Raw genomic sequence first — 18,531 nt, forward strand, 5'->3', positions numbered from 1 at the left:
TCCGCACCCGTTCAGCGCGCATCCCATGGCCCCGGCCCGCCCCGCCTGACCCGGGGAATGCGGCTCTTCACCACCGCGTAATCCGCCACCGGATGCGGTGGCGCGCCATGCGTCCGCCCCCAATAGCCCGGCCCGCCCCGCCGCAGCCAGACCGGCACCGCCATGGCCAGCCCCGCGATGAACCCGCCCGCATGCGCCCAATAGGCCACCCCGCCCTGATCGGCCGCCGTGGCCCAGCCACTGCCCAACTGGATCGCGAACCATATCCCCAGCACGAGGAAGGCGGGAATCGGGATCACCCGGAAGAAGACCACGAAGAAAAAGAACACATCCACCCGCGCCTTGGGGAACATCAACAGATAGCCCCCCATCACCCCGGCAATCGCGCCCGAAGCCCCCACCATCGGGATCATGGACGCCGGATCGGCCAGATATTGCGCCCCCGCCGCCGCCACGCCGGAGGCAAGGTAAAAGAGAAGAAAGCCCAGATGGCCCATCTCCTCTTCCATATTGTCACCAAAGACCCAGAGGAACAGCATGTTCCCCGCCAGATGCATCCAGCCGCCATGCAGGAACATCGAGGTGAGGAAGGTCAGATAGCCCTCGCCATAGCTGATCCGCGCCGGCACCAGCCCCCAGACCATGTAGAACTGCCCCAGCGCCGCATCCGAAGCCAGCAGCGACCAGTAAAGCAGGAAGAACCCCACATTCGCCGCGATCAGGACGAAGGTCACATAGGGCACCCGCCCCGAGGGGTTGTGATCGCGGATCGGAAACATCGCGAAAGGCTTGCCGAAGCCCGCCTCCCGGTCAAGGTCCCACGTCGCCCTCCAAAAACCGCCCCCACCCGGCAGCCGACACTTTCTGTCTGAAAATATCCTCAGGGGGTGAATGGGCCGCATGGCCAAGAGTGGGCGGAACGCCCCCTGCCCCGCCTTGGTCCGCGCGCAGGCGCGGGCCAAGGGAAAAAGGCTTGCCTGCGGGGGCGCCCGCCCCCGCAGGCTCCGCTCAATTCGCCTCGACCAGCAATTGGGCATTCCCGCCCGAGGCTGTCGTGTCGATGCAGACATGCCGCTCCAGCCGCGCATGGCCCCGGTCGGGCCTCCCGCCGATCAGCGGCAGGATCGGCCCCGTCCGCCCGGCCAGCGCCTGCGCATAGGGTCTCCCCGCCTCTGCCCCGCCCCACCAGACCGCCCCGGCAAAACCCGCCAGCCGCCCCAGCGCCGCAGGCTCCAGCGACGGCGCCTCCACCGCCACGCCGCCCAGCGCCCGGATCGCCGCCGCCTGGTCCGCCGCCGCCGCCGCCGTCGGCCCCAGACAGAGCACCGGCTCCCGCGCAACGCTGGTCAGCCGGTTCGACTCCCCCGTCGGCCCCGGCAGGTCATGGCTCATCGGCCCCGGCGCAGGCACAGCCCCCGCCGCGCGCAGCGCCGCCGCCACCTCGGCCTCCGTCGCCGCGCGCCCGTCTCCGGCCACCTCGGCCACCTCCACCCGCGTAAAGCGCATCAGGTAATCCGGCCCCCCCGCCTTCGGCCCCGTCCCCGACAGCCCTTCGCCGCCAAAGGGCTGGCTGCCGACCACGGCGCCGATCTGGTTGCGGTTGACATAGGTATTGCCCACCCGCAGCCGCTCCACGATCCGCTGCACCCGGTCGTCGATCCGGGTATGCAGCCCAAAGGTCAGGCCGTAACCAGTCGCATTCACCGCCTCCACCACCCGGTCGATCTCATCGGCGCGGAAGGTGGCGACATGCAGCACCGGCCCGAAAATCTCGCGCGTCATCGCCGCGATCCCGTCCACCCGGATCACCGCAGGCCCCACGAAGGTTCCCGCCAAAGGCGCCGCCATCTCCTTCACCACGCGCCCCGCCGCCCGCGCCGCCGCCACATGGTCGCGGATCGTGCCAGCCGCCTCGGCGTCAATCACCGGCCCAACATCGGTGGTCAGATCCCACGGATCGCCCAAGGCCAGCTCATCCATCGCGCCCGACAGCATCTCCAGCACCGTCTCGGCCACATCCTCCTGCACGTAGAGGCAGCGCAGGGCCGAACATCTCTGTCCCGCCGACTGGAACGAGGACGCAAGGATATCCCGCACCGCCTGTTCCGGCAGCGCCGTCGAATCCACCAGCATCGCGTTCAACCCGCCCGTTTCCGCGATCAAGGGCGCGGTCGGGTCCAGATGGTCCGCCATCGCGCGGCGGATCATCAGCGCCGTCTCGGTGGACCCCGTGAAACAGACCCCACCCACGCGCGGGTCAGAGGTCAGCATCCGCCCCACCACCGGCCCCTCGCCGGGCAGAAGTTGCAGCGCCGTCACCGGCACCCCCGCCTTGTGCATCAGACCCACGGCGAAAGCCGCGATCAGCGGCGTCTGTTCCGCAGGCTTGGCCAGAACCGCATTGCCCGCCGCCAGTGCCGCCGCGATCTGCCCGGTGAAAATCGCCAGGGGGAAGTTCCAAGGCGAAATGCAGGTGAACACCCCCCGCGCCGGGGCCGTCAGCCCCGCCGCCCCATCGGCATAGTAGCGCAGGAAATCGACGGCCTCCCGCAACTCCGCCACCGCATCGGCCAGCGTCTTGCCCGCCTCCCGCGCCAAAAGCGCGAAGATCGGCCCGAACTCCGCCTCATACAAATCCGCCACCCGGCGCAGCACCTCTGCCCGCTCCGGCACAGCCGCCGCCCAGGGTTCGGCCAGCCGCAGCGCCGTCTCCACGTCCGGCGCGCCCGCCTGCACCACATGCCCCACCAGATCGCCCGTCGCAGGGTTCCGCACCTCCACCCGCAGGCCCCCCGCAGGCCGCCCCGCAATCATCGGCCCCGCCTCGAACCGCTGCGTGGCAAAGGGCGCGCGCGCGGCCTCGATCGCCGCCAGATGCCCCGCATCCGTCAGATCGAACCCCTTGGAATTCACCCGCGCGCCAAACAGCGCAGGCCCCGTCTTCAGCGCCGGATTGGCGACCGCCGCCATCCCCTCCATCGCCGTCAGGGGGCAGGCCGCCACCACCTCCGGCGGGACCTCGTCATTCACGATCTGGTTCACGAAGGACGAATTCGCCCCGTTCTCCAACAGCCGCCGCACCAGATAGGCCAGCAGGTCCCGATGCGCTCCCACCGGCGCATAGATGCGGCAGCGCGTCCCCTCATCCGTCAGCACCAGATCATGCAGCCGCTCGCCCATCCCGTGCAGCCGCTGGAATTCAAAGGCCCGCTTGTCCGCAGCCATCTCCAGGATCGCCGCCACCGTATGCGCGTTATGCGTGGCAAATTGCGGATAGATGCGGTCGGTCATCCCCAGCAATTTCCGCGCATTGGCGATATAGCTCACATCCGTCGCCTGCTTGCGCGTGAAGACCGGGAAGGATGTCAGCCCCATCACCTGCGCCCGCTTCACCTCGGCATCCCAATAGGCGCCCTTCACCAACCGGACCATGATCTTCCGATCCAGCCGCGCGCTCAGCGCATAAAGCCAGTCGATCACCGCCCCGGCGCGACGGCCGTAAGCCTGCACCACCACGCCGAACCCGTCCCAGCCCGCCAGCGAGGCATCCGACAGCACCGCCTCGATCACCTCCAGCGACAGCGCCAGCCGATCCGCCTCTTCCGCGTCGATGTTGAAGCCCAGGCCCGCCGCCTTGGCCAGCCCCGCCAAGGCCCGCACACGCGGCACCAGTTCCGCCATGACCAGTGCCCGCTTGGCCACCTCATAGCGCGGATGCAGCGCCGACAGCTTCACCGAAATCCCCGGATTGGCGCGGATATCCGCGCCCTTCGCCGCCGCTGCAATCGCGGTGATCGCCTTGGAATAGGCCAGGTGATAGCGCCGCGCGTCCCCTTCCGTCCTCGCCGCCTCGCCCAGCATGTCATAGCTGTAGGTGTATCCCTTCGCCTCCAGCTCCGTCGCCCGCTTCATCGCGGCCTCGATCGTCTCGCCCAGAACGAACTGCCGCCCCATCTCCTTCATCGCCTGCGCCACCGCGCGGCGGATCACCGGTTCGCCCAGCCGCTTCACGGCGGCGCGCAAATGGCCCACCACCCCCGGCTCGCGATCCTCCAGCACCTTCCCGGTCAGCATCAGCGCCCAGGTGGACGCGTTCACCAGAGACGAGGCCGATTTCCCCAGATGCCGCCCCCAGTCGGAAGGCGCGATCTTGTCCTCGATCAACGCATCCATCGTCTCGGCATCCGGCACGCGCAGCAGCGCCTCGGCCAGACACATCAGCGCCACGCCCTCTTCGGTGGACAGCCCGTATTCGGCCAGGAAAACCTCCATCAGCCCCGGCTTCACGCTGTCACGGATGCGGCGCACCAGCCCCGCCCCGGCGGCGGTGATCCGCGCCCGCGCGGCATCGTCCAGCCCCGCCTCGGCGATCAAACGCCGCACCAGCGCCGCCTCATCGGCAAGGCTTTCCAGGGCGATCACGGACCAGGGTTCAGAAGGAATGTCGCGGGGCATGGGCTTTTTCTCCGATTTGGCCTATGATACCGCAGGTTTGCCGGGTCTTTCTCCCGAAGATCATCTGAACCCATGTCGTTTCGCCTGCAATTCAGGGGCCATACATGCCGATTGAACGCGTCCCGCTCGACCGCTTTGACGAAGTGATCCTGCGCATCCTCGCCACCGATGGCCGGATCAGCGCCACCGAACTCGGCCGCCGCATCGGCCTGTCCAAATCCCCCACCCAGGCGCGGCTGAAAAGGCTGGAAGACAGCGGAATCATCACGGGATATCGCGCCCTTCTCGACCCGATCCGCATGGGCCAGGCCCATGTCGCCTTCGTCGAAGTGCGCCTGTCCGACACCCGCGAAGCGGCGCTTCAGGCCTTCAACAAGGCCGTGCTGGCGGTGCCCGAGGTGGAGCAATGCCACATGATCGCCTCGCGCTTCGACTATCTGCTGAAGGTGCGCACCGCCGACATCCTGGATTACCGCCGCGTGCTGGCCGAACGAATCAGCGCCCTGCCGCATGTCGCCTCCACCTCCACCTATGTCGCGATGGAGGCGGTGAAGGAAAGCTTCTGATCCCCCCGTGCTCCCCTGGTACCCGCGGCCGGACTCGAACCGGCACGGCCTTTCGGCCTAGGGATTTTAAGTCCCCTGTGTCTACCATTCCACCACGCGGGCCGCGGGGACGCGCGCCTTGCTAGCAAGCCCGCCGCCCAAGGGAAAGCCCACGCTTCCCCGCCCCCCTTTGCGGCAGCGGCGCGTCCGGCCTATCCTGCCCCCCAAGGTGACCGGAGACGTCCAGATGACCCGCAGCTTCCCCCTGCTCCTTTGCGCAACGCTCGCCCTGCACGCCCCGCTTCCGGCCACGGCGCAGGACGGCGCGGCGGTAGCCCCCCCGCCGGGCATCACGCTTCCCCTTACCGCCCGCGGCAATGAACCCTTCTGGTCCGTCGAAGCCACGGTCGAAGGCCTCCGCCTGTCCGAACCCGAAGGCAAGGGCAGCCTCCGCATCCTGCCCTTCACGCAAGAGACGGAAGGCGACAGCCTGATCCTGATCACCAGCGACTTCACCCTCCGCATCGACCCGCAGCTCTGCCGCGACAGCATGTCGGGGATGCCCCATCCCTATCGCGCCACCCTCACCCGCGCCTCGGCCGGGCTGAACGGCTGCGCGGGCGACCCGGCCGCGCTCCTCGCGGGGGACTGGACCGTGACCCGCCTCGGCCCTGCCCCCCTTGCCGATGTCAGCGGCGTCATCCTTGCCTTCGCCGACGGGCAAGTGTCGGGCAATTCCGGCTGCAACCGCCTCACCGGCAGCTACAGCCTGACGGGCGAAAGCCTTTCCCTCGGCCCCATCGCCACCACCCGCATGGCCTGCCCCGCCCCGCAGATGGAAACTGAACTGGCCGTGCTCGCCGCCCTCGCCTCCGTCACCGGCTTCGACATCGCCGAAGACGGCACCCTCCTCCTGACCTCCGGCGAAGGCATGGCAGCCCTCTCCGCCCGCCGCTGAGGCCCGTGCCGCAGCGCGGCAATTGACACTCCCCGCGCCCCGGTTCCATATGACGGGCGAGAATTTGCGGGGGAGACATCGCGCATGAAAAAGGTCTATCCCAGCGCCGAAGCCGCGCTGGACGGCGTCCTCTTCGATGGCATGACCATCGCCTCGGGTGGCTTCGGCCTCTGCGGCATTCCCGAACTTCTGATCGCCGCGATCCGCAAGGCCGGGACGAAGGACCTCACCGTCGCCTCCAACAATGCGGGCGTCGATGGCTTTGGCCTCGGCATCCTCCTGGAAAGCCGTCAGGTGAAGAAGATGATCTCCTCCTATGTGGGCGAGAATGCCGAATTCATGCGGCAATACCTGTCGGGCGAGTTGGAGCTTGAATTCAACCCGCAAGGCACGCTGGCCGAACGCATGCGCGCCGGCGGCGCGGGCATCCCCGGCTTCTACACCCGCACCGGCGTCGGCACCGTCATCGCCGAGGGCAAGGAGCACAAGGACTTCGACGGCAAGACCTATATCCTCGAACGCTCCATCGTCGCGGACCTCTCCATCGTGAAGGCCTGGAAGGCCGACCCCTCGGGCAACCTCGTCTTCCGCAAGACCGCCCGCAACTTCAACCCGCCCGCCGCCACCTGCGGCAAGATCTGCGTGGTGGAGGTGGAAGAGATCGTGCCCCTGGGCGCGCTCGACCCCGACGCGATCCACCTGCCTGGCATCTATGTCCATCGCATCGTGCAGGGGCAGCACGAAAAGCGCATCGAACAGCGCACCGTCCGGAAGAAGGAGAGCGTGTAATGCCGTGGGACAGAAACCAGATGGCGGCACGGGCCGCGCAAGAGCTTCAGGACGGCTGGTATGTCAACCTCGGCATCGGCATCCCGACGCTGGTGGCAAACTACATCCCCGAAGGCGTGAACGTCACCCTGCAATCGGAAAACGGCATGCTCGGCATGGGCCCCTTCCCGTTTGAGGGCGAGGAAGACCCCGACCTGATCAATGCCGGCAAGCAGACCATCACCGAACTGCCCCAGACCGCCTTCTTCGACAGCGCCACCTCCTTCGCCATGATCCGGGGCGGCAAGATCGCCATGGCCATCCTCGGCGCGATGGAGGTGGCCGAAAACGGCGACCTCGCGAACTGGATGATCCCCGGCAAGCTGGTGAAGGGGATGGGCGGCGCGATGGACCTTGTGGCCGGCGTGGGCCGCGTGGTCGTGGTGATGGACCACACCTCCAAACATGGAGAATCCAAAGTGCTGAAGTCCTGCACCCTGCCGCTGACCGGTCAGGGCGTGGTCAACCGCATCATCACGAATCTCGGCGTCCTCGATGTCGTCCCCGGCGGGCTGAAGATCGTCGAACTGGCCGATGGCGTGACCGAAGCCGAGCTTCGGGCCGCGACCGAAGCGACCCTCGTCAACTGACGCCGCGCATCAGCGAAGAATTTTCACCGAAAATTCTTCGCCCCAGCCCCCCCCGAAAAATCTTCGTCCGAAGATTTTTCGCCCCTCACCCGCAAAATTTTCCTCCGAAAATTTTGCGCTTCCCGATCGGAGCAGGCCATGACCCACGAGGTGCAGCGCGAACACGGGGCCAGCAAGGGCCGCTACGTCATCCGCCAGAACGGCGAAGAGGCGGAACTGACCTATTCCATCACCTCCCCCACGCTCATCATCGCCGATCACACCGGCGTGCCGGACAGTTTCCGGGGCACGGGCGCAGGTCTTGCGCTCGTCACCCGGATGGTGGCCGATGCGCGGGCGGAAGGGTTCAAGATCATGCCGCTCTGCCCCTTCGTGAACGCGCAGCGCAAGAAACATCCCGAATGGGCCGACGCCTTCGCCGTCTGATCCCGAGAGGGCCCGCCCCCAGCCTCCGCCTACTGGCTGGCCTGTAGGATACGGAAGACGCAGGGATCGCTCACCACCACGGGCGGCGTGGCACAGAGCCCCTGCGCCACCTGCCAGGCCGCCAGCACCTTCGGCACATAGTCCCGCGTCTCGGCATAGGGGGGCACACCGCGATTGGCGCGCACCGCCCCCTCGCCCGCATTATAGGCGGCCAGGACGAGGATCGGGTCGCGGTCGAATTCCTTCATCAGCCAGTCGAGATAGGCGATGCCGCCGCGGATGTTCTCTTCCGGGTCCAGCGCATCGCGCACGCCGAACCGCTCCGCCGTCGCGGGGATAAGCTGCATCAGGCCCTGTGCCCCTGCCGAACTGACGGCATCGGCCCGCCCCGCGCTTTCCACCGCCATCACCGCCAGGGCCAGAGCGGGCGAAACCTCCGTGCCCACCGTCGCCATCAGCAGCGCCGTGCCATGGTCATCGGCCATCTTCTGCATCTGTTGCAGGCGCGGCGCGGTCACCGACTTTCCCTGCGGCCCCTGTGCCAGCGCCGCCATCGCGGCATCGAAACGCCCCGCCGCCTGATCCATGCCCGGCGGCACAAGGTCCCAGAACCAGCCATAGGTAGAGGCCGCGCCCGGCACCGGCCCCTGCGGCCGGTCTGCGGCCGCGACGCCCACCGGGGGCAGCGGCTCGGGTTCGCGCGGCGGTTCGGCCTTGGGCAGCGCCGCCAGTAGCCGCGCCTGCTCCGCCGGATCAATCTGCACGGTGATCCGCTGGCCCGGAAGGCCCTCCCCGACCTTGACGCGGCGGAAGGTGAAATCGCGCTCCGGCGACAGGCCCTCCGCAGCCGCGGGGGGAATCGCGGCAAGACTCGCCGCCATAGCCAGAACTGCTGCCCGGACGTGCATCTCTGACGGATGCCTTTCCTGTCTTTGCCTCTTGCAGGGAATCATGCACCAAAACGCCCCGTCTGGCCACTCCCCCCAGGGGGAACGTGGCAGAACGGCCAAGCTTTCACCTAAAGTGTTAATTTTTCAGGAGGATTTCAAATTTTTTCCGATGTTTTTCAATCCTCTGCGGCGCCGTGCAAGAAAATGCAAAGCCGATGCAAAAGCCCAAACTCGTCCAAACTGCCGCCACCGTTCGCAGGCCATATGTCCTCACACCGAACGGCAGACGGACGGACGATACGGACGGACGGAAACCGGGGCGGTTGGAACCAAGACCTGTAACGAGTAACGAGGAAACGACCATGAAACTGCTGAACCTCTTCAAATCCTTCAAGAACGACGAATCCGGCGCCGTGACGGTTGACTGGGTCGTGCTGACCGCCGCCGTCGTCGCCCTGGCCATCGTGGTGGGTGGCACCGTCCGCGGCGCGATCACGTCGGAAGCCTCCGAAATCGCGGGCGAAATCACCAGCAGCAACTGATCGGCCGTTGCGGGTCTTGTGCGGCCGGGCCCCCGGTCGGGCCGCACAAGGGGCGGGGCGCAGCATCCCTCCCCCCGCCCGCTTCCCCGCGACCGGCCCGATCCTGCGGTCATCCCCCGCGAAAACGTGGCAAAACCGCCAAAATTGCCACCCAACGGATATGTGTCACCGACGGAAGTATGGGTTCATTAAGATTGTTTAAAGCAATTTCAATGACTTAAGCCCCCATCCCCCGGAAATCCGCAGTTGACCGAAAATGCCCACCCGATTCCCAACTGCCGCCACGATTCAGGGGCCATATGCCTCCATACCGAACGGAAGACGGCGCCCGGAAGAACGGACCGACAGACCCCGGCACGGTTGTGAGCAAGACCTGAAACCTGAACCAAGGGAAGACGACCATGAAACTGCTGAACATCTTCAAATCCTTCAAGAACGACGAATCGGGCGCCGTGACCGTTGACTGGGTCGTGCTGACCGGTGCCGTCGTGGCCCTCGCCCTCGTGATCGGCACCACCGTCGGTGGCTCGATCTCGACCGCTGCCGGCAACATCGCCGAAGACGTCGTCGCAAACTCGGGCGGCGCCGAAGAGTGATCGCGCCACTGGCATGATCGGCCATGCGGCCAGGTTTCGGCCTGGCCGCAGTCACAAGTAACGAGACGGACCGGTTTCGTTATTCAGGCGGTGCCCGGCCGCAAGGTCCGAAAAGCCGGAGTGCGAACATGACCGAAACGACACTGATCGACGAAGCGCGGAGCTTCCCGAAACAAGAGGATGGCGCCGTAACGGTGGACTGGGTGGTGCTTGCCGCTGCCGTCGTTCTCCTGGCCATCCCGATCGGGATCACCGTTGGCAACTCCGTGGACACCTCCGCAACCGACATCGGTGAACGGGTGGTGGACGCGACAGACGACTGAATTCCTGCCGGTCCGCCCTCGGGCGCGACCGGCCCATTTGCCGTTCAAGGGCACAAACAAAGGCAGAACCGACATGCGCATGATCTTCGGATTGGTCCTTATCGCCGGCATGGCCTTGGCCGGTTTCGCCGTCTTCATGGCCCAAGGCTATATCAACCAGACGGAATCCGCCCTGGTGAAGGAACGCGAGTTCCGCCAGAAGGTCGGCGACCTCGTCGAAGTCTATGTCGTGACAGAGCGGCTCGATTTCGGCGATCCGCTCCTGAAGGAAAACGTCCGCACGATCTATTGGCAGGCCTCGGCGCTGCCCGAAGGCACTTTCTCGGACGAGGCCGAACTCTTCCCCCCGGGGCAGGAACAGCCGCGCTATGCCCTGCGCCTGATGGAACCGTTCGAACCAATCCTGAAGGTCAAGGTGACCGAACCGGGCGAATCCGCAGGCCTCACCTCGCAGCTTGGTGAAGGCATGCGCGCCTTCGCGATCCGCGTCGATGCCTCTTCCGGCGTGTCGGGCTTCGTTTATCCGGGCAACTATGTCGATGTCTATTGGACCGGCAGCAATGGCATGACCGAAGTGACGAAACTGATCGAGACCGGCATCAACGTCATCGCCATCGACCAGACCGCCGCCGGGGCCGCCACCGGCGAGGCGACCATCGCCCAGACCGTCACCGTCAAGGCCACGCCGGAACAGGTGGCCCGCCTCGCACAGGCCCAGGCAACGGGCCGCCTTGCCCTCTCGCTCGTGGGTCGCTCGGGCGAAACGATCGAAGGCCGGGTGGAAGTGGACAGCGACTCCCTCCTCGGGATCGAGACCGAGGAAGTGATCGAGGTCGAGGCCGAACGCGTCTGCACCATCCGCAACCGCAAGGGCGGCGAAGTGGTGGAAATTCCGATCCCCTGCACGAACTGAGGCTGCGACAGAGCGGAGCACCCCAAAGGTCAGGCGACCACAGCCTGACAGCGCACAACTCCAGATAAGCTGCGGCCAGACCCACCGCATATGGTGGGTCTGGCCTTTTCAACACGCGACCAATGGTCGGGGCACCCCCCTGTGTTGCCAGTTATCCACATCAGGAGTTTCCGTTAAGGCAATGATTCTTGCAAAGAAACTGGTATTGAGGCATGTTAACGGTTGGAGCGGGCAGTAAGACCCGCGTCACGAGGTGTGATCGAAAGGGCAGGTCACCGATGCAGATGCGAAAGCTGATGGCCGCCGGCGCAATGGGCGCCGCCTTGGCCTTCGTGCCTCCGGCCATGTCCGGGGCAGAAGTGCTGCGGGTGGTTCAGGGCACGGCGTCCCAGGCGCTGGAAGTGCCGATGAACCGCGCCGTGGTTCTGGAAAGTGATGTTCCCTTCGCCGAACTCTCGATCGCCAATCCCGGCATCGCCGACATTTCCACCCTGTCCGACCGGTCGATCTATGTGTTGGGCAAGACGCCCGGCCGCACCACGCTGACGCTCCTGTCGGCCGAGGGCGAGCTGATCACCAATGTCGAGGTGCAGGTCGTCACCGACATCGCCGAATTCAAGGAACGGCTGAACCAGATCCTTCCGGGCGAAAAGATCGAGGTGCGCACCGCCAATGACGGCATCGTGCTCTCGGGCACCGTCTCCTCCACCGCCCGGCTCGCCCGCGCGCTGGACCTTGCAGAACGCTACGCGCCCGACCGCGTGTCGAACCTGATGACGGTGGGCGGCACCCAGCAGGTGATGCTGAAGGTGCGCTTTGCGGAAATGCAGCGCTCGGTCGCCAAGAACCTGTCCTCCTCCATCGCCATCGGCGGCACCAATGACGCCGTCGAAACCGGCACCTGGCTGAACGGCGACAACGGGCTCAACAACCCGATCGAAGTGCGCGAGAATGTCGTCGGCGCGGGCCTTCTCGGCTTCACCACCGGCTCGCTGCAAATCGGCATCCTGCTCGAAGCGCTGGAAACCAAGGGGGTCGTCCGCACGCTGGCCGAACCCAACCTGACCGCCCTTTCGGGGCAAGAGGCTTCCTTCCTCGCGGGCGGCGAATATCCCGTGCCCGTGTCGGATGACGGCACCATCACCGTGGAATACAAACCCTTCGGGGTCGAGATGAAGTTCACCCCCACCGTGGTGGATGGCGATCTCATCAACCTGCAAATCGCCGCCGCCGTCTCGTCGGTGGACGGCACGGTCACGCAGGAAAGCAACGGCATCCAGCTCGCCGCCTTCAAACGCCGCGAAACCCAGACCACGGTCGAGATGCGCGATGGCGAAAGCTTTGCCATCGCGGGCCTCCTCCAGGACGACTTCCGCGACCTCAACGGCCAGATCCCGTGGCTCGGCGATATCCCGGTGCTCGGCACGCTGTTCCGCTCGGTCGAATACCAGCAGTCGCAATCCGAACTGGTCATCATCGTCACCCCGCATCTCGTCACCCCCACGCGGGGCGAGGCGCTGGCGCTGCCGACAGACCGGGTCCGCCTGCCGACGGAACGTGAACTCTTCCTCTTCGGCGAAGTCGGCAAGGCCGCCACATCCGGGGCGGCGGGCGAAGTGGCCCGGCAGGACTTCACCGGCTCCTACGGCTATGTGATGGAATGAGGGGACAGGCCATGAAGCCCACGCATCTTCTGTCCGCCCTCTCGCTTCTGGCCCTAGCGGCCTGCGGCAGCGAAATCATCGGGTCCAATGTCGATGAAGGCGGCTTCGGCAATTCCACGATGAACAACTTCATGGTGCAGACCGGGCAGATCAATCCGGTCCAGGCGCTCGGCGAACGGTTCGCCCGCGAAGTGCCGTCCACCATCACCTTCGCCTTCAACAGCGCGCAGCTCTCGCCCGAGGCGCGGGCCACGCTCGACCAGCAGGCCAACTTCATCCGGCAATTCCCGGAAGTCCGCTTCCGCGTCTATGGCCATACCGATGCCGTCGGCTCCGATGCCTACAACCGCCGCCTCGGCCAGCGCCGGGCCGAAGCCGTGGTCGCCTATTTCTCCAGCCGCGGCATCTCGCGCTCGCGGCTCGAGGCGCTGGTCTCCTATGGCGAAACCCAGCCGGTCATCCCCACCCCCGGCCCCGAACAGCAGAACCGCCGCACGGTGACCGAGGTGTCGGGCTTCGTGCAGCGCCACCCCTCCGTTCTCGACGGCAAATATGCCGAAATCATCTTCCGCGAATACATCGTCAGCGCCGAACCCACCCCCGTCCTGACGGCCGGAAGCGGTGGCAGCGGCGGTGGCGGGGAAGGCGGCGGCGCCGCCACCGGCGCAACCGGCGCGCCCTGACGCGCCTCTGGCACAACCCTTGCACGAACCGGACAGGCTGCTGCGGCAGCCTGTTTCCGTTTCCGGCTGCGCCGCCCCTGGTCGGCTGCGAACACTTCCCTTTGCTGCCCGTATAAAGTCGCCAGATTTCAAACAATCTCGCGTTTCTAGCCCAAGAATCGCCACCATTCCCCTCCAGCTTTTCCCGTGACTGGGAACAATCTCACGGCAATGCCCGTGCGGGGTCCCCCGGTGGCAATCGCCTTGCCCGGCCGCATGTGGTGGCGGGAGGCTTGCCCATCGGACCCCCGGCAAGGAAGGACGACTAGGCGATGAACACCGCTGCCAACATGCTGCCCGATCCGGCGCCGATCCTGGCCTGCACCATCTCGCGGGACATCCAGAACTTCGATCTGCTGATCGACGACATGGAGCTCGAGATGGGCGAAAGCTGGGGCGACCTGACCTTCGAGGACGCCCAGGAATTCCTGACCCAGCCCGATGCGCAAAGCCTTGAATTCGTTGCCATTGCCGTCAACAGCGAAGACGAAAGCGACCTGACCCGCATCACCGAGGTGATCAAGGCCGCGACCCTGCGCCAGATCAAGGTCATCCTCATCGCCGACCGCATCAGCCCCGCGGGCCTGCATCAACTCCTGCGCCTCGGCGCCGATGACTTCGTCCCCTACCCGCTCCCCGATGGCGCGCTCAAGGAGGCGATCGAACGCATCCGCAAGCCGTCCGCCATCCCCATGCCGGCGACCCCTGCCACGGTCACCCATCTCCATGCCGTCCCCGACGCCGCCGCCCATGCGCCCAGCTTCAAGGCCAAGGGCGACCGCGACGGGGTGGTCCTGCCCGTCCATGGCCTGTCCGGCGGCTCGGGTGCCTCCACCTTCGCGGCCAATCTCGCCTGGGAACTGGCCACGATCGAAAAGACCAACGCCCCGCGCGTCTGCCTTCTGGACTTCGATTTCCAATACGGTTCGGTCGCGACCTATCTCGACCTGCCGCGCAAGGAAGCGGTGTTCGAACTGCTCTCCGACACCGCCGCCGCCGACAGCGACGCCTTCCTTCAGGCCATGCTGACCTATGGCGACAAGCTCTATGTCCTCACCGCACCTGCCGACATGCTGCCGCTCGACATCGTGACGCCCGAGGACATCGCCCGCATCATCGACATGGCGCAGTCGAATTTCGACTTCGTCATCATCGACATGCCGAAAACCATCGTGGCCTGGACGGAAACCGTGCTCTCGCGCGCCCATGTCTACTTCGCCACGATGGACCTCGACCTTCGCTCCGCGCAGAACGTGCTGCGCCTCGTGCGGGCGCTGAAGGCCGAAACGCTGCCGCATGAAAAGCTCCGCTACATCCTGAACCGCGCGCCCAAATTCACCGACCTCTCTGCCAAGAGCCGGGTGAAGCGCATGTCGGAAAGCCTCGACATCCGTCTCGAGGTGCAGATCCCCGACGGCGGCGCACAGGTGACGCAGGCGAACGACCACGGGCATCCGCTGGCCATCAGCGCGCCCAAGAACCCGGTGCGCAAGGAGCTGCAAAAGCTTGCGCGCTCGCTCTTCGACCTCAACCGCGCCGTGGAAACCGGCCGGTCCTGACCTCAAACCCGATAGGACTGCCTGGCCTGGGGGGCCTTCCTGATGTTCTCACGTTTCAAGAAACCTGACGCTGCCGATCCCAAACCCGCCCTGCGCCCGGTGGCACCTCCCGCCGCCGCCGTGGCCGCGGCCACACCCGCGCCGAAACCCGCCGCGCCCGCCGCCGCCGCACCGCCCAAGGCGGTGCTTGGCGCACGTCCCGCCGCCGTCCCCGCCACGCCCGAAGCCGCCGCCGCGGACAAGGAGAAGAAGCGCAAGGAACGGCTGATGGAACTGAAGGTGGAGCTGCACAAGCGCCTCCTGGAAAACCTCAACCTCGCCGCGCTGGAACATGCCTCCGAATCCAGCCTGCGCACCGAGATCGCGGAAATCGCCTCCGAGGCGCTGTCGGAAATGTCCGTCGCCCTGAACAAGGACGACCGCGCCACCCTCAACCAGGAACTCTATGACGAGGTGATGGGCCTCGGCCCGCTCGAACCGCTCCTGAAGGACGAAACCGTCTCCGATATCCTGGTGAACGGCCCGCAGCGCATCTTCGTGGAACGTGGCGGCAAGCTGACGCTGACCGACATCACCTTCAAGGACGAACGCCACCTGTTGCGGATCATCGACAAGATCGTCTCCGCCGTGGGCCGCCGCGTCGATGAATCGAACCCCTATTGCGACGCCCGCCTTGCCGATGGCTCGCGCTTCAACTGCATGGTGCCGCCGGTCGCGGTGGATGGCTCGCTCGTCTCGATCCGGAAATTCAAGAAGGACAAGCTCGGCATCGCCGATCTCGTCCGCTTCGGCGCCTTCACCGAAGAGATGGCCGCCTATCTTCAGGCCGCCGTCTCCACCCGCCTCAACATCATCGTCTCGGGCGGCACGGGCTCGGGGAAGACCACCACGCTCAACGCCCTCTCCTCCTTCATCGACAACACCGAACGCGTGCTGACGATCGAGGATACCGCCGAACTCCAGCTTCAGCAGGTCCATGTGGGCCGCATGGAAAGCCGCCCGCCGAACGTCGAAGGCAAGGGCGCGGTGACCCAGCGCGACTGTCTGCGCAACGCGCTGCGGATGCGTCCCGACCGCATCATCGTGGGCGAAACCCGCGGCGAGGAAGTCATCGACATGCTTCAGGCCATGAACACCGGCCATGACGGGTCCATGACCACGATCCACGCCAACTCCGCCCGCGACGGCATCTCGCGTCTCGAAAACATGGTCGCCATGGCGGGCATCGACATGCCGATCAAGGCCGTCCGGTCGCAGATCGCCAGCGCCGTCAACCTGATCGTGCAGGCATCGCGCTTGCAGGATGGTTCGCGCCGCATGGTCTCCATCACCGAAATCACCGGCATGGAAGGCGAAGTCATCTCCATGCAGGAAATCTTCCGCTACGAAAGGCTCGGCGTCGAACCCTCGGGCAAGATCATCGGCCGTTTCAACGCCACCGGCGTGCGCTCGCACTATTCCGACCGCTTCCGCCAGTGGGGCTATGACCTGCCCGCCTCGATCTACGAACCGATCGTCTGATCCGAACCCGCAACCCCCAATCTTCTGACCAGGTAGTCACAACATGGAATTCAGTGCCGCCCCGATCATCTATATCCTGATCTTCGTGGCCGTCGTCGTTCTGGTCGAGGGGCTCTATCTGACCGTCTTCGGCAAGTCGATCAGCCTCAACTCCAAGGTCAGCCGCCGCCTCGCGCTTCTGGAAAAGAACCAGAACCGCGAACAGGTGCTGGAACAGCTCCGCAAGGAAATGTCGCAGCACATGCATGCGCGCGGCATCCCGCTCTACAAGATCCTTGCCTCCAAGGCGCAGAAGGCCAACATCGCCTTCTCGCCCAAGCAGCTTGTCCTCATCATGGCCGTCCTGGCAGTGGTGGCCTATGTCGGCCTGACCTTCGCCACCCAGGCCGAAACCCCGGTCCGCATCGCGCTGGCCATCGGCATGGGCGTGGGCGGCGTCTATTTCTGGGTCTCCAAGAAGGCCAAGAAACGGATGATGCTGCTGGAGGAACAGCTTCCCGATGCCGTCGAACTGATGGTGCGCTCGCTGCGCGTGGGGCATCCCTTCTCGAACGCCGTCGCCATCGTGTCCAAGGAAGTGGCCGATCCGCTCGGCACCGAATTCGGCCTGATCGCCGACGAGGCGACCTATGGCCGCGACATCTCGGAAAGCCTCCGCGCCTTTGCCTCGCGGATGGAAAACCAGGACCTCCACTTCCTCGCCGTCGCCGTCTCGATCCAGCAGCAATCGGGGGGCAACCTTGCCGAAATCCTCGACGGTCTCGCCAAGGTGATCCGCGCCCGGTTCAAGCTCTTCCGCCGCGTCAAGGCCATCACGGCCGAGGCGAAATGGTCCGGCATGTTCCTGTCGGGCTTCCCGATCGCGGCGATCGTGCTGATCCAGATGCTCAAGCCCGACTATTACGATGGCGTGCGCGAAACGCAGTATTTCGTTCCCGCTGCGCTCGTGGTCGTCGCCTTCCTCGTGGTCAACGTCATCTTCATGAAGATGATGGTCAACATCAAGGTCTGACCCATGATCGACTCCCTGAACGCCCTCATCATCGGCCATCTGGGGCCGCAGGGCCCGCTCCTGCTGGCAGGCGGTCTCGGCCTGATGCTCATCATCATCGCGCTGCCCTTCTTCCTGCGGCGCGAGGCCGAACCCTTCGACAAGCTCAAGAAAGAGGCCCGCAACCAGTCGCAGGCCCGCGACCGCGAGTCGCGCGAAGGCGCGCTGCGCCGCTCCGGCGACAAGTCCGACAAGCTGAACCGCTTCGCCCATTTCCTTGAACCGAAGGACAAGGAACAGATGTCGGCGGCGCGGCTCAAGATGCTGCGCGCCGGCTATCGCGGCAAGAATGCCGTCCGCATGTTCCACGCGATGCAGTTCCTGCTGGCTTTCGGGATGCTGATGCTCGGCGTGATCTACGCCTATCTCGTCAGCCGCTCGCAGCCGCTCGACATGCAGGGCATGGCCATGTCCACCCTGCTGCCCGCTGCCGCCGGCTATTACCTGCCCACCTACTGGGTGCAGCGCCGCCTCCAGACCCGCCAGCAGCTCATCACCGAAGGCTTCCCCGACGCGCTCGACATGATGCTCGTCTGCGTCGAGGCGGGCCAGTCGCTCGACCAGTCCATCGCCCGCGTCGCCAAGGAGATCGGCCCCGCCTATCCGGACCTGGCCGAAGAGCTTGAAATCGTCAGCCAGGAAACCCGCGCCGGCAAGGAACGCGTCACCGTGCTGCGCGACCTGTCCGAACGGGTCGGCCTGCCCGACATCACCTCCTTCGTCACCACGATGATCCAGTCCGCCACCTTCGGTACCTCGATCGCCGAGGCCTTGCGTGTCTATTCCGCCGAAATGCGGGACAAACGCGTGATGCGCGCCGAAGAGAAGGCAAACACCTTGCCCACGAAGCTGACCCTCGGCACAATGTTCTTTACCGTCCCGCCGCTGATGGTGATCCTCATCGGACCCTCGCTGCATGGCGTCGTGAAGGCATTTGGAGGCTGACCG

General features: G+C 65.8%; 18 protein-coding genes and 1 tRNA gene. 15 read left to right on the forward strand and 4 right to left on the reverse strand.

Annotation, left to right across the window (positions count from 1 at the left end; translation table 11 throughout):
- Window positions 1–11: 11 nt before the first annotated feature.
- Together C0V75_RS11575 and putA are read right to left on the reverse strand one after the other, a co-directional pair.
- Entirely contained in the window at window positions 12–779 is a 768-nt protein-coding gene (locus C0V75_RS11575; protein WP_101921087.1) for a rhomboid family intramembrane serine protease, read from the reverse strand.
- Window positions 780–1,008: 229 nt separating this feature from the next.
- Complete coding sequence (putA, locus tag C0V75_RS11580) at window positions 1,009–4,455, reverse strand: bifunctional proline dehydrogenase/L-glutamate gamma-semialdehyde dehydrogenase PutA (RefSeq protein ID WP_101921088.1); 3,447 nt, start codon at window positions 4,453–4,455, stop codon at window positions 1,009–1,011.
- Window positions 4,456–4,559: 104 nt separating this feature from the next.
- Here putA and C0V75_RS11585 point away from each other — a divergent pair, with 104 nt between their 5' ends.
- Window positions 4,560–5,021, forward strand: coding sequence for an Lrp/AsnC family transcriptional regulator (locus C0V75_RS11585; RefSeq protein WP_101921089.1), 462 nt, complete (start codon window positions 4,560–4,562; stop codon window positions 5,019–5,021).
- Window positions 5,022–5,037: 16 nt separating this feature from the next.
- Here the strand turns inward: C0V75_RS11585 and C0V75_RS11590 are convergent.
- Window positions 5,038–5,123, reverse strand: a tRNA-Leu gene (locus C0V75_RS11590).
- Window positions 5,124–5,247: 124 nt separating this feature from the next.
- Between C0V75_RS11590 and C0V75_RS11595 the strand changes: the two genes are divergently transcribed.
- The 4 genes from C0V75_RS11595 (at window position 5,248) to C0V75_RS11610 (ending at window position 7,802) form a co-directional block, all read left to right on the forward strand.
- Complete coding sequence (locus C0V75_RS11595; protein WP_101921090.1) at window positions 5,248–5,958, forward strand: META domain-containing protein; 711 nt, start codon at window positions 5,248–5,250, stop codon at window positions 5,956–5,958.
- A gap of 84 nt (window positions 5,959–6,042) precedes the next feature.
- Window positions 6,043–6,747, forward strand: a complete 705-nt coding sequence (locus C0V75_RS11600) for a CoA transferase subunit A (RefSeq protein ID WP_101921091.1) — start codon at window positions 6,043–6,045, stop codon at window positions 6,745–6,747.
- Window positions 6,747–7,376, forward strand: a complete 630-nt coding sequence (locus tag C0V75_RS11605; RefSeq protein WP_101921092.1) for a CoA transferase subunit B — start codon at window positions 6,747–6,749, stop codon at window positions 7,374–7,376. The genes C0V75_RS11600 and C0V75_RS11605 overlap by 1 nt, the downstream gene beginning before the upstream one ends.
- A 138-nt stretch (window positions 7,377–7,514) precedes the next feature.
- Window positions 7,515–7,802 carry a GNAT family N-acetyltransferase gene (locus C0V75_RS11610; protein WP_101921093.1) on the forward strand — a complete coding sequence of 96 codons (288 nt, stop codon included), beginning with the start codon at window positions 7,515–7,517 and terminating at the stop codon, window positions 7,800–7,802.
- A 29-nt stretch (window positions 7,803–7,831) separates the two neighbouring features.
- On the opposite strand, the gene C0V75_RS11615 is transcribed toward C0V75_RS11610, so the two are convergent.
- The gene (locus tag C0V75_RS11615; RefSeq protein WP_254216444.1) at window positions 7,832–8,683 is read right to left on the reverse strand and encodes a lytic transglycosylase domain-containing protein; all 852 of its coding nucleotides are present in this window, start codon (window positions 8,681–8,683) and stop codon (window positions 7,832–7,834) included.
- 371 nt (window positions 8,684–9,054) lie between these two features.
- Here C0V75_RS11615 and C0V75_RS11620 point away from each other — a divergent pair, with 371 nt between their 5' ends.
- From C0V75_RS11620 to C0V75_RS11665, 10 genes are all read left to right on the forward strand, one after another.
- Window positions 9,055–9,234: a hypothetical protein gene (locus C0V75_RS11620; RefSeq protein WP_101921095.1), complete on the forward strand. Its 180-nt coding sequence runs from the start codon at window positions 9,055–9,057 to the stop codon at window positions 9,232–9,234.
- Between the two features lie 401 nt (window positions 9,235–9,635).
- Window positions 9,636–9,830, forward strand: coding sequence for a Flp family type IVb pilin (locus tag C0V75_RS11625; RefSeq protein ID WP_173861066.1), 195 nt, complete (start codon window positions 9,636–9,638; stop codon window positions 9,828–9,830).
- A gap of 128 nt (window positions 9,831–9,958) precedes the next feature.
- A complete protein-coding gene (locus C0V75_RS11630) occupies window positions 9,959–10,153 on the forward strand; it encodes a hypothetical protein (protein ID WP_101921096.1) in 195 nt (64 codons plus the stop codon).
- Between the two features lie 73 nt (window positions 10,154–10,226).
- Complete coding sequence (gene cpaB, locus C0V75_RS11635; protein WP_101921097.1) at window positions 10,227–11,066, forward strand: Flp pilus assembly protein CpaB; 840 nt, start codon at window positions 10,227–10,229, stop codon at window positions 11,064–11,066.
- Between the two features lie 278 nt (window positions 11,067–11,344).
- Window positions 11,345–12,730 carry a type II and III secretion system protein family protein gene (locus C0V75_RS11640; protein WP_101921098.1) on the forward strand — a complete coding sequence of 462 codons (1,386 nt, stop codon included), beginning with the start codon at window positions 11,345–11,347 and terminating at the stop codon, window positions 12,728–12,730.
- 11 nt (window positions 12,731–12,741) lie between these two features.
- Window positions 12,742–13,413, forward strand: a complete 672-nt coding sequence (locus tag C0V75_RS11645; protein ID WP_101921099.1) for an OmpA family protein — start codon at window positions 12,742–12,744, stop codon at window positions 13,411–13,413.
- A gap of 311 nt (window positions 13,414–13,724) precedes the next feature.
- Complete coding sequence (locus tag C0V75_RS11650) at window positions 13,725–15,011, forward strand: AAA family ATPase (protein ID WP_101921100.1); 1,287 nt, start codon at window positions 13,725–13,727, stop codon at window positions 15,009–15,011.
- A 42-nt stretch (window positions 15,012–15,053) separates the two neighbouring features.
- Window positions 15,054–16,532, forward strand: coding sequence for a CpaF family protein (locus C0V75_RS11655; RefSeq protein ID WP_101921101.1), 1,479 nt, complete (start codon window positions 15,054–15,056; stop codon window positions 16,530–16,532).
- A 43-nt stretch (window positions 16,533–16,575) separates the two neighbouring features.
- Complete coding sequence (locus C0V75_RS11660; protein WP_101921102.1) at window positions 16,576–17,544, forward strand: type II secretion system F family protein; 969 nt, start codon at window positions 16,576–16,578, stop codon at window positions 17,542–17,544.
- Window positions 17,545–17,547: 3 nt separating this feature from the next.
- Window positions 17,548–18,528, forward strand: a complete 981-nt coding sequence (locus C0V75_RS11665; protein WP_101921103.1) for a type II secretion system F family protein — start codon at window positions 17,548–17,550, stop codon at window positions 18,526–18,528.
- Window positions 18,529–18,531: the final 3 nt, after the last annotated feature.

The sequence above is a fragment of the Tabrizicola sp. TH137 genome (assembly GCF_002855575.1).
Classification (GTDB): domain Bacteria; phylum Pseudomonadota; class Alphaproteobacteria; order Rhodobacterales; family Rhodobacteraceae; genus Paragemmobacter.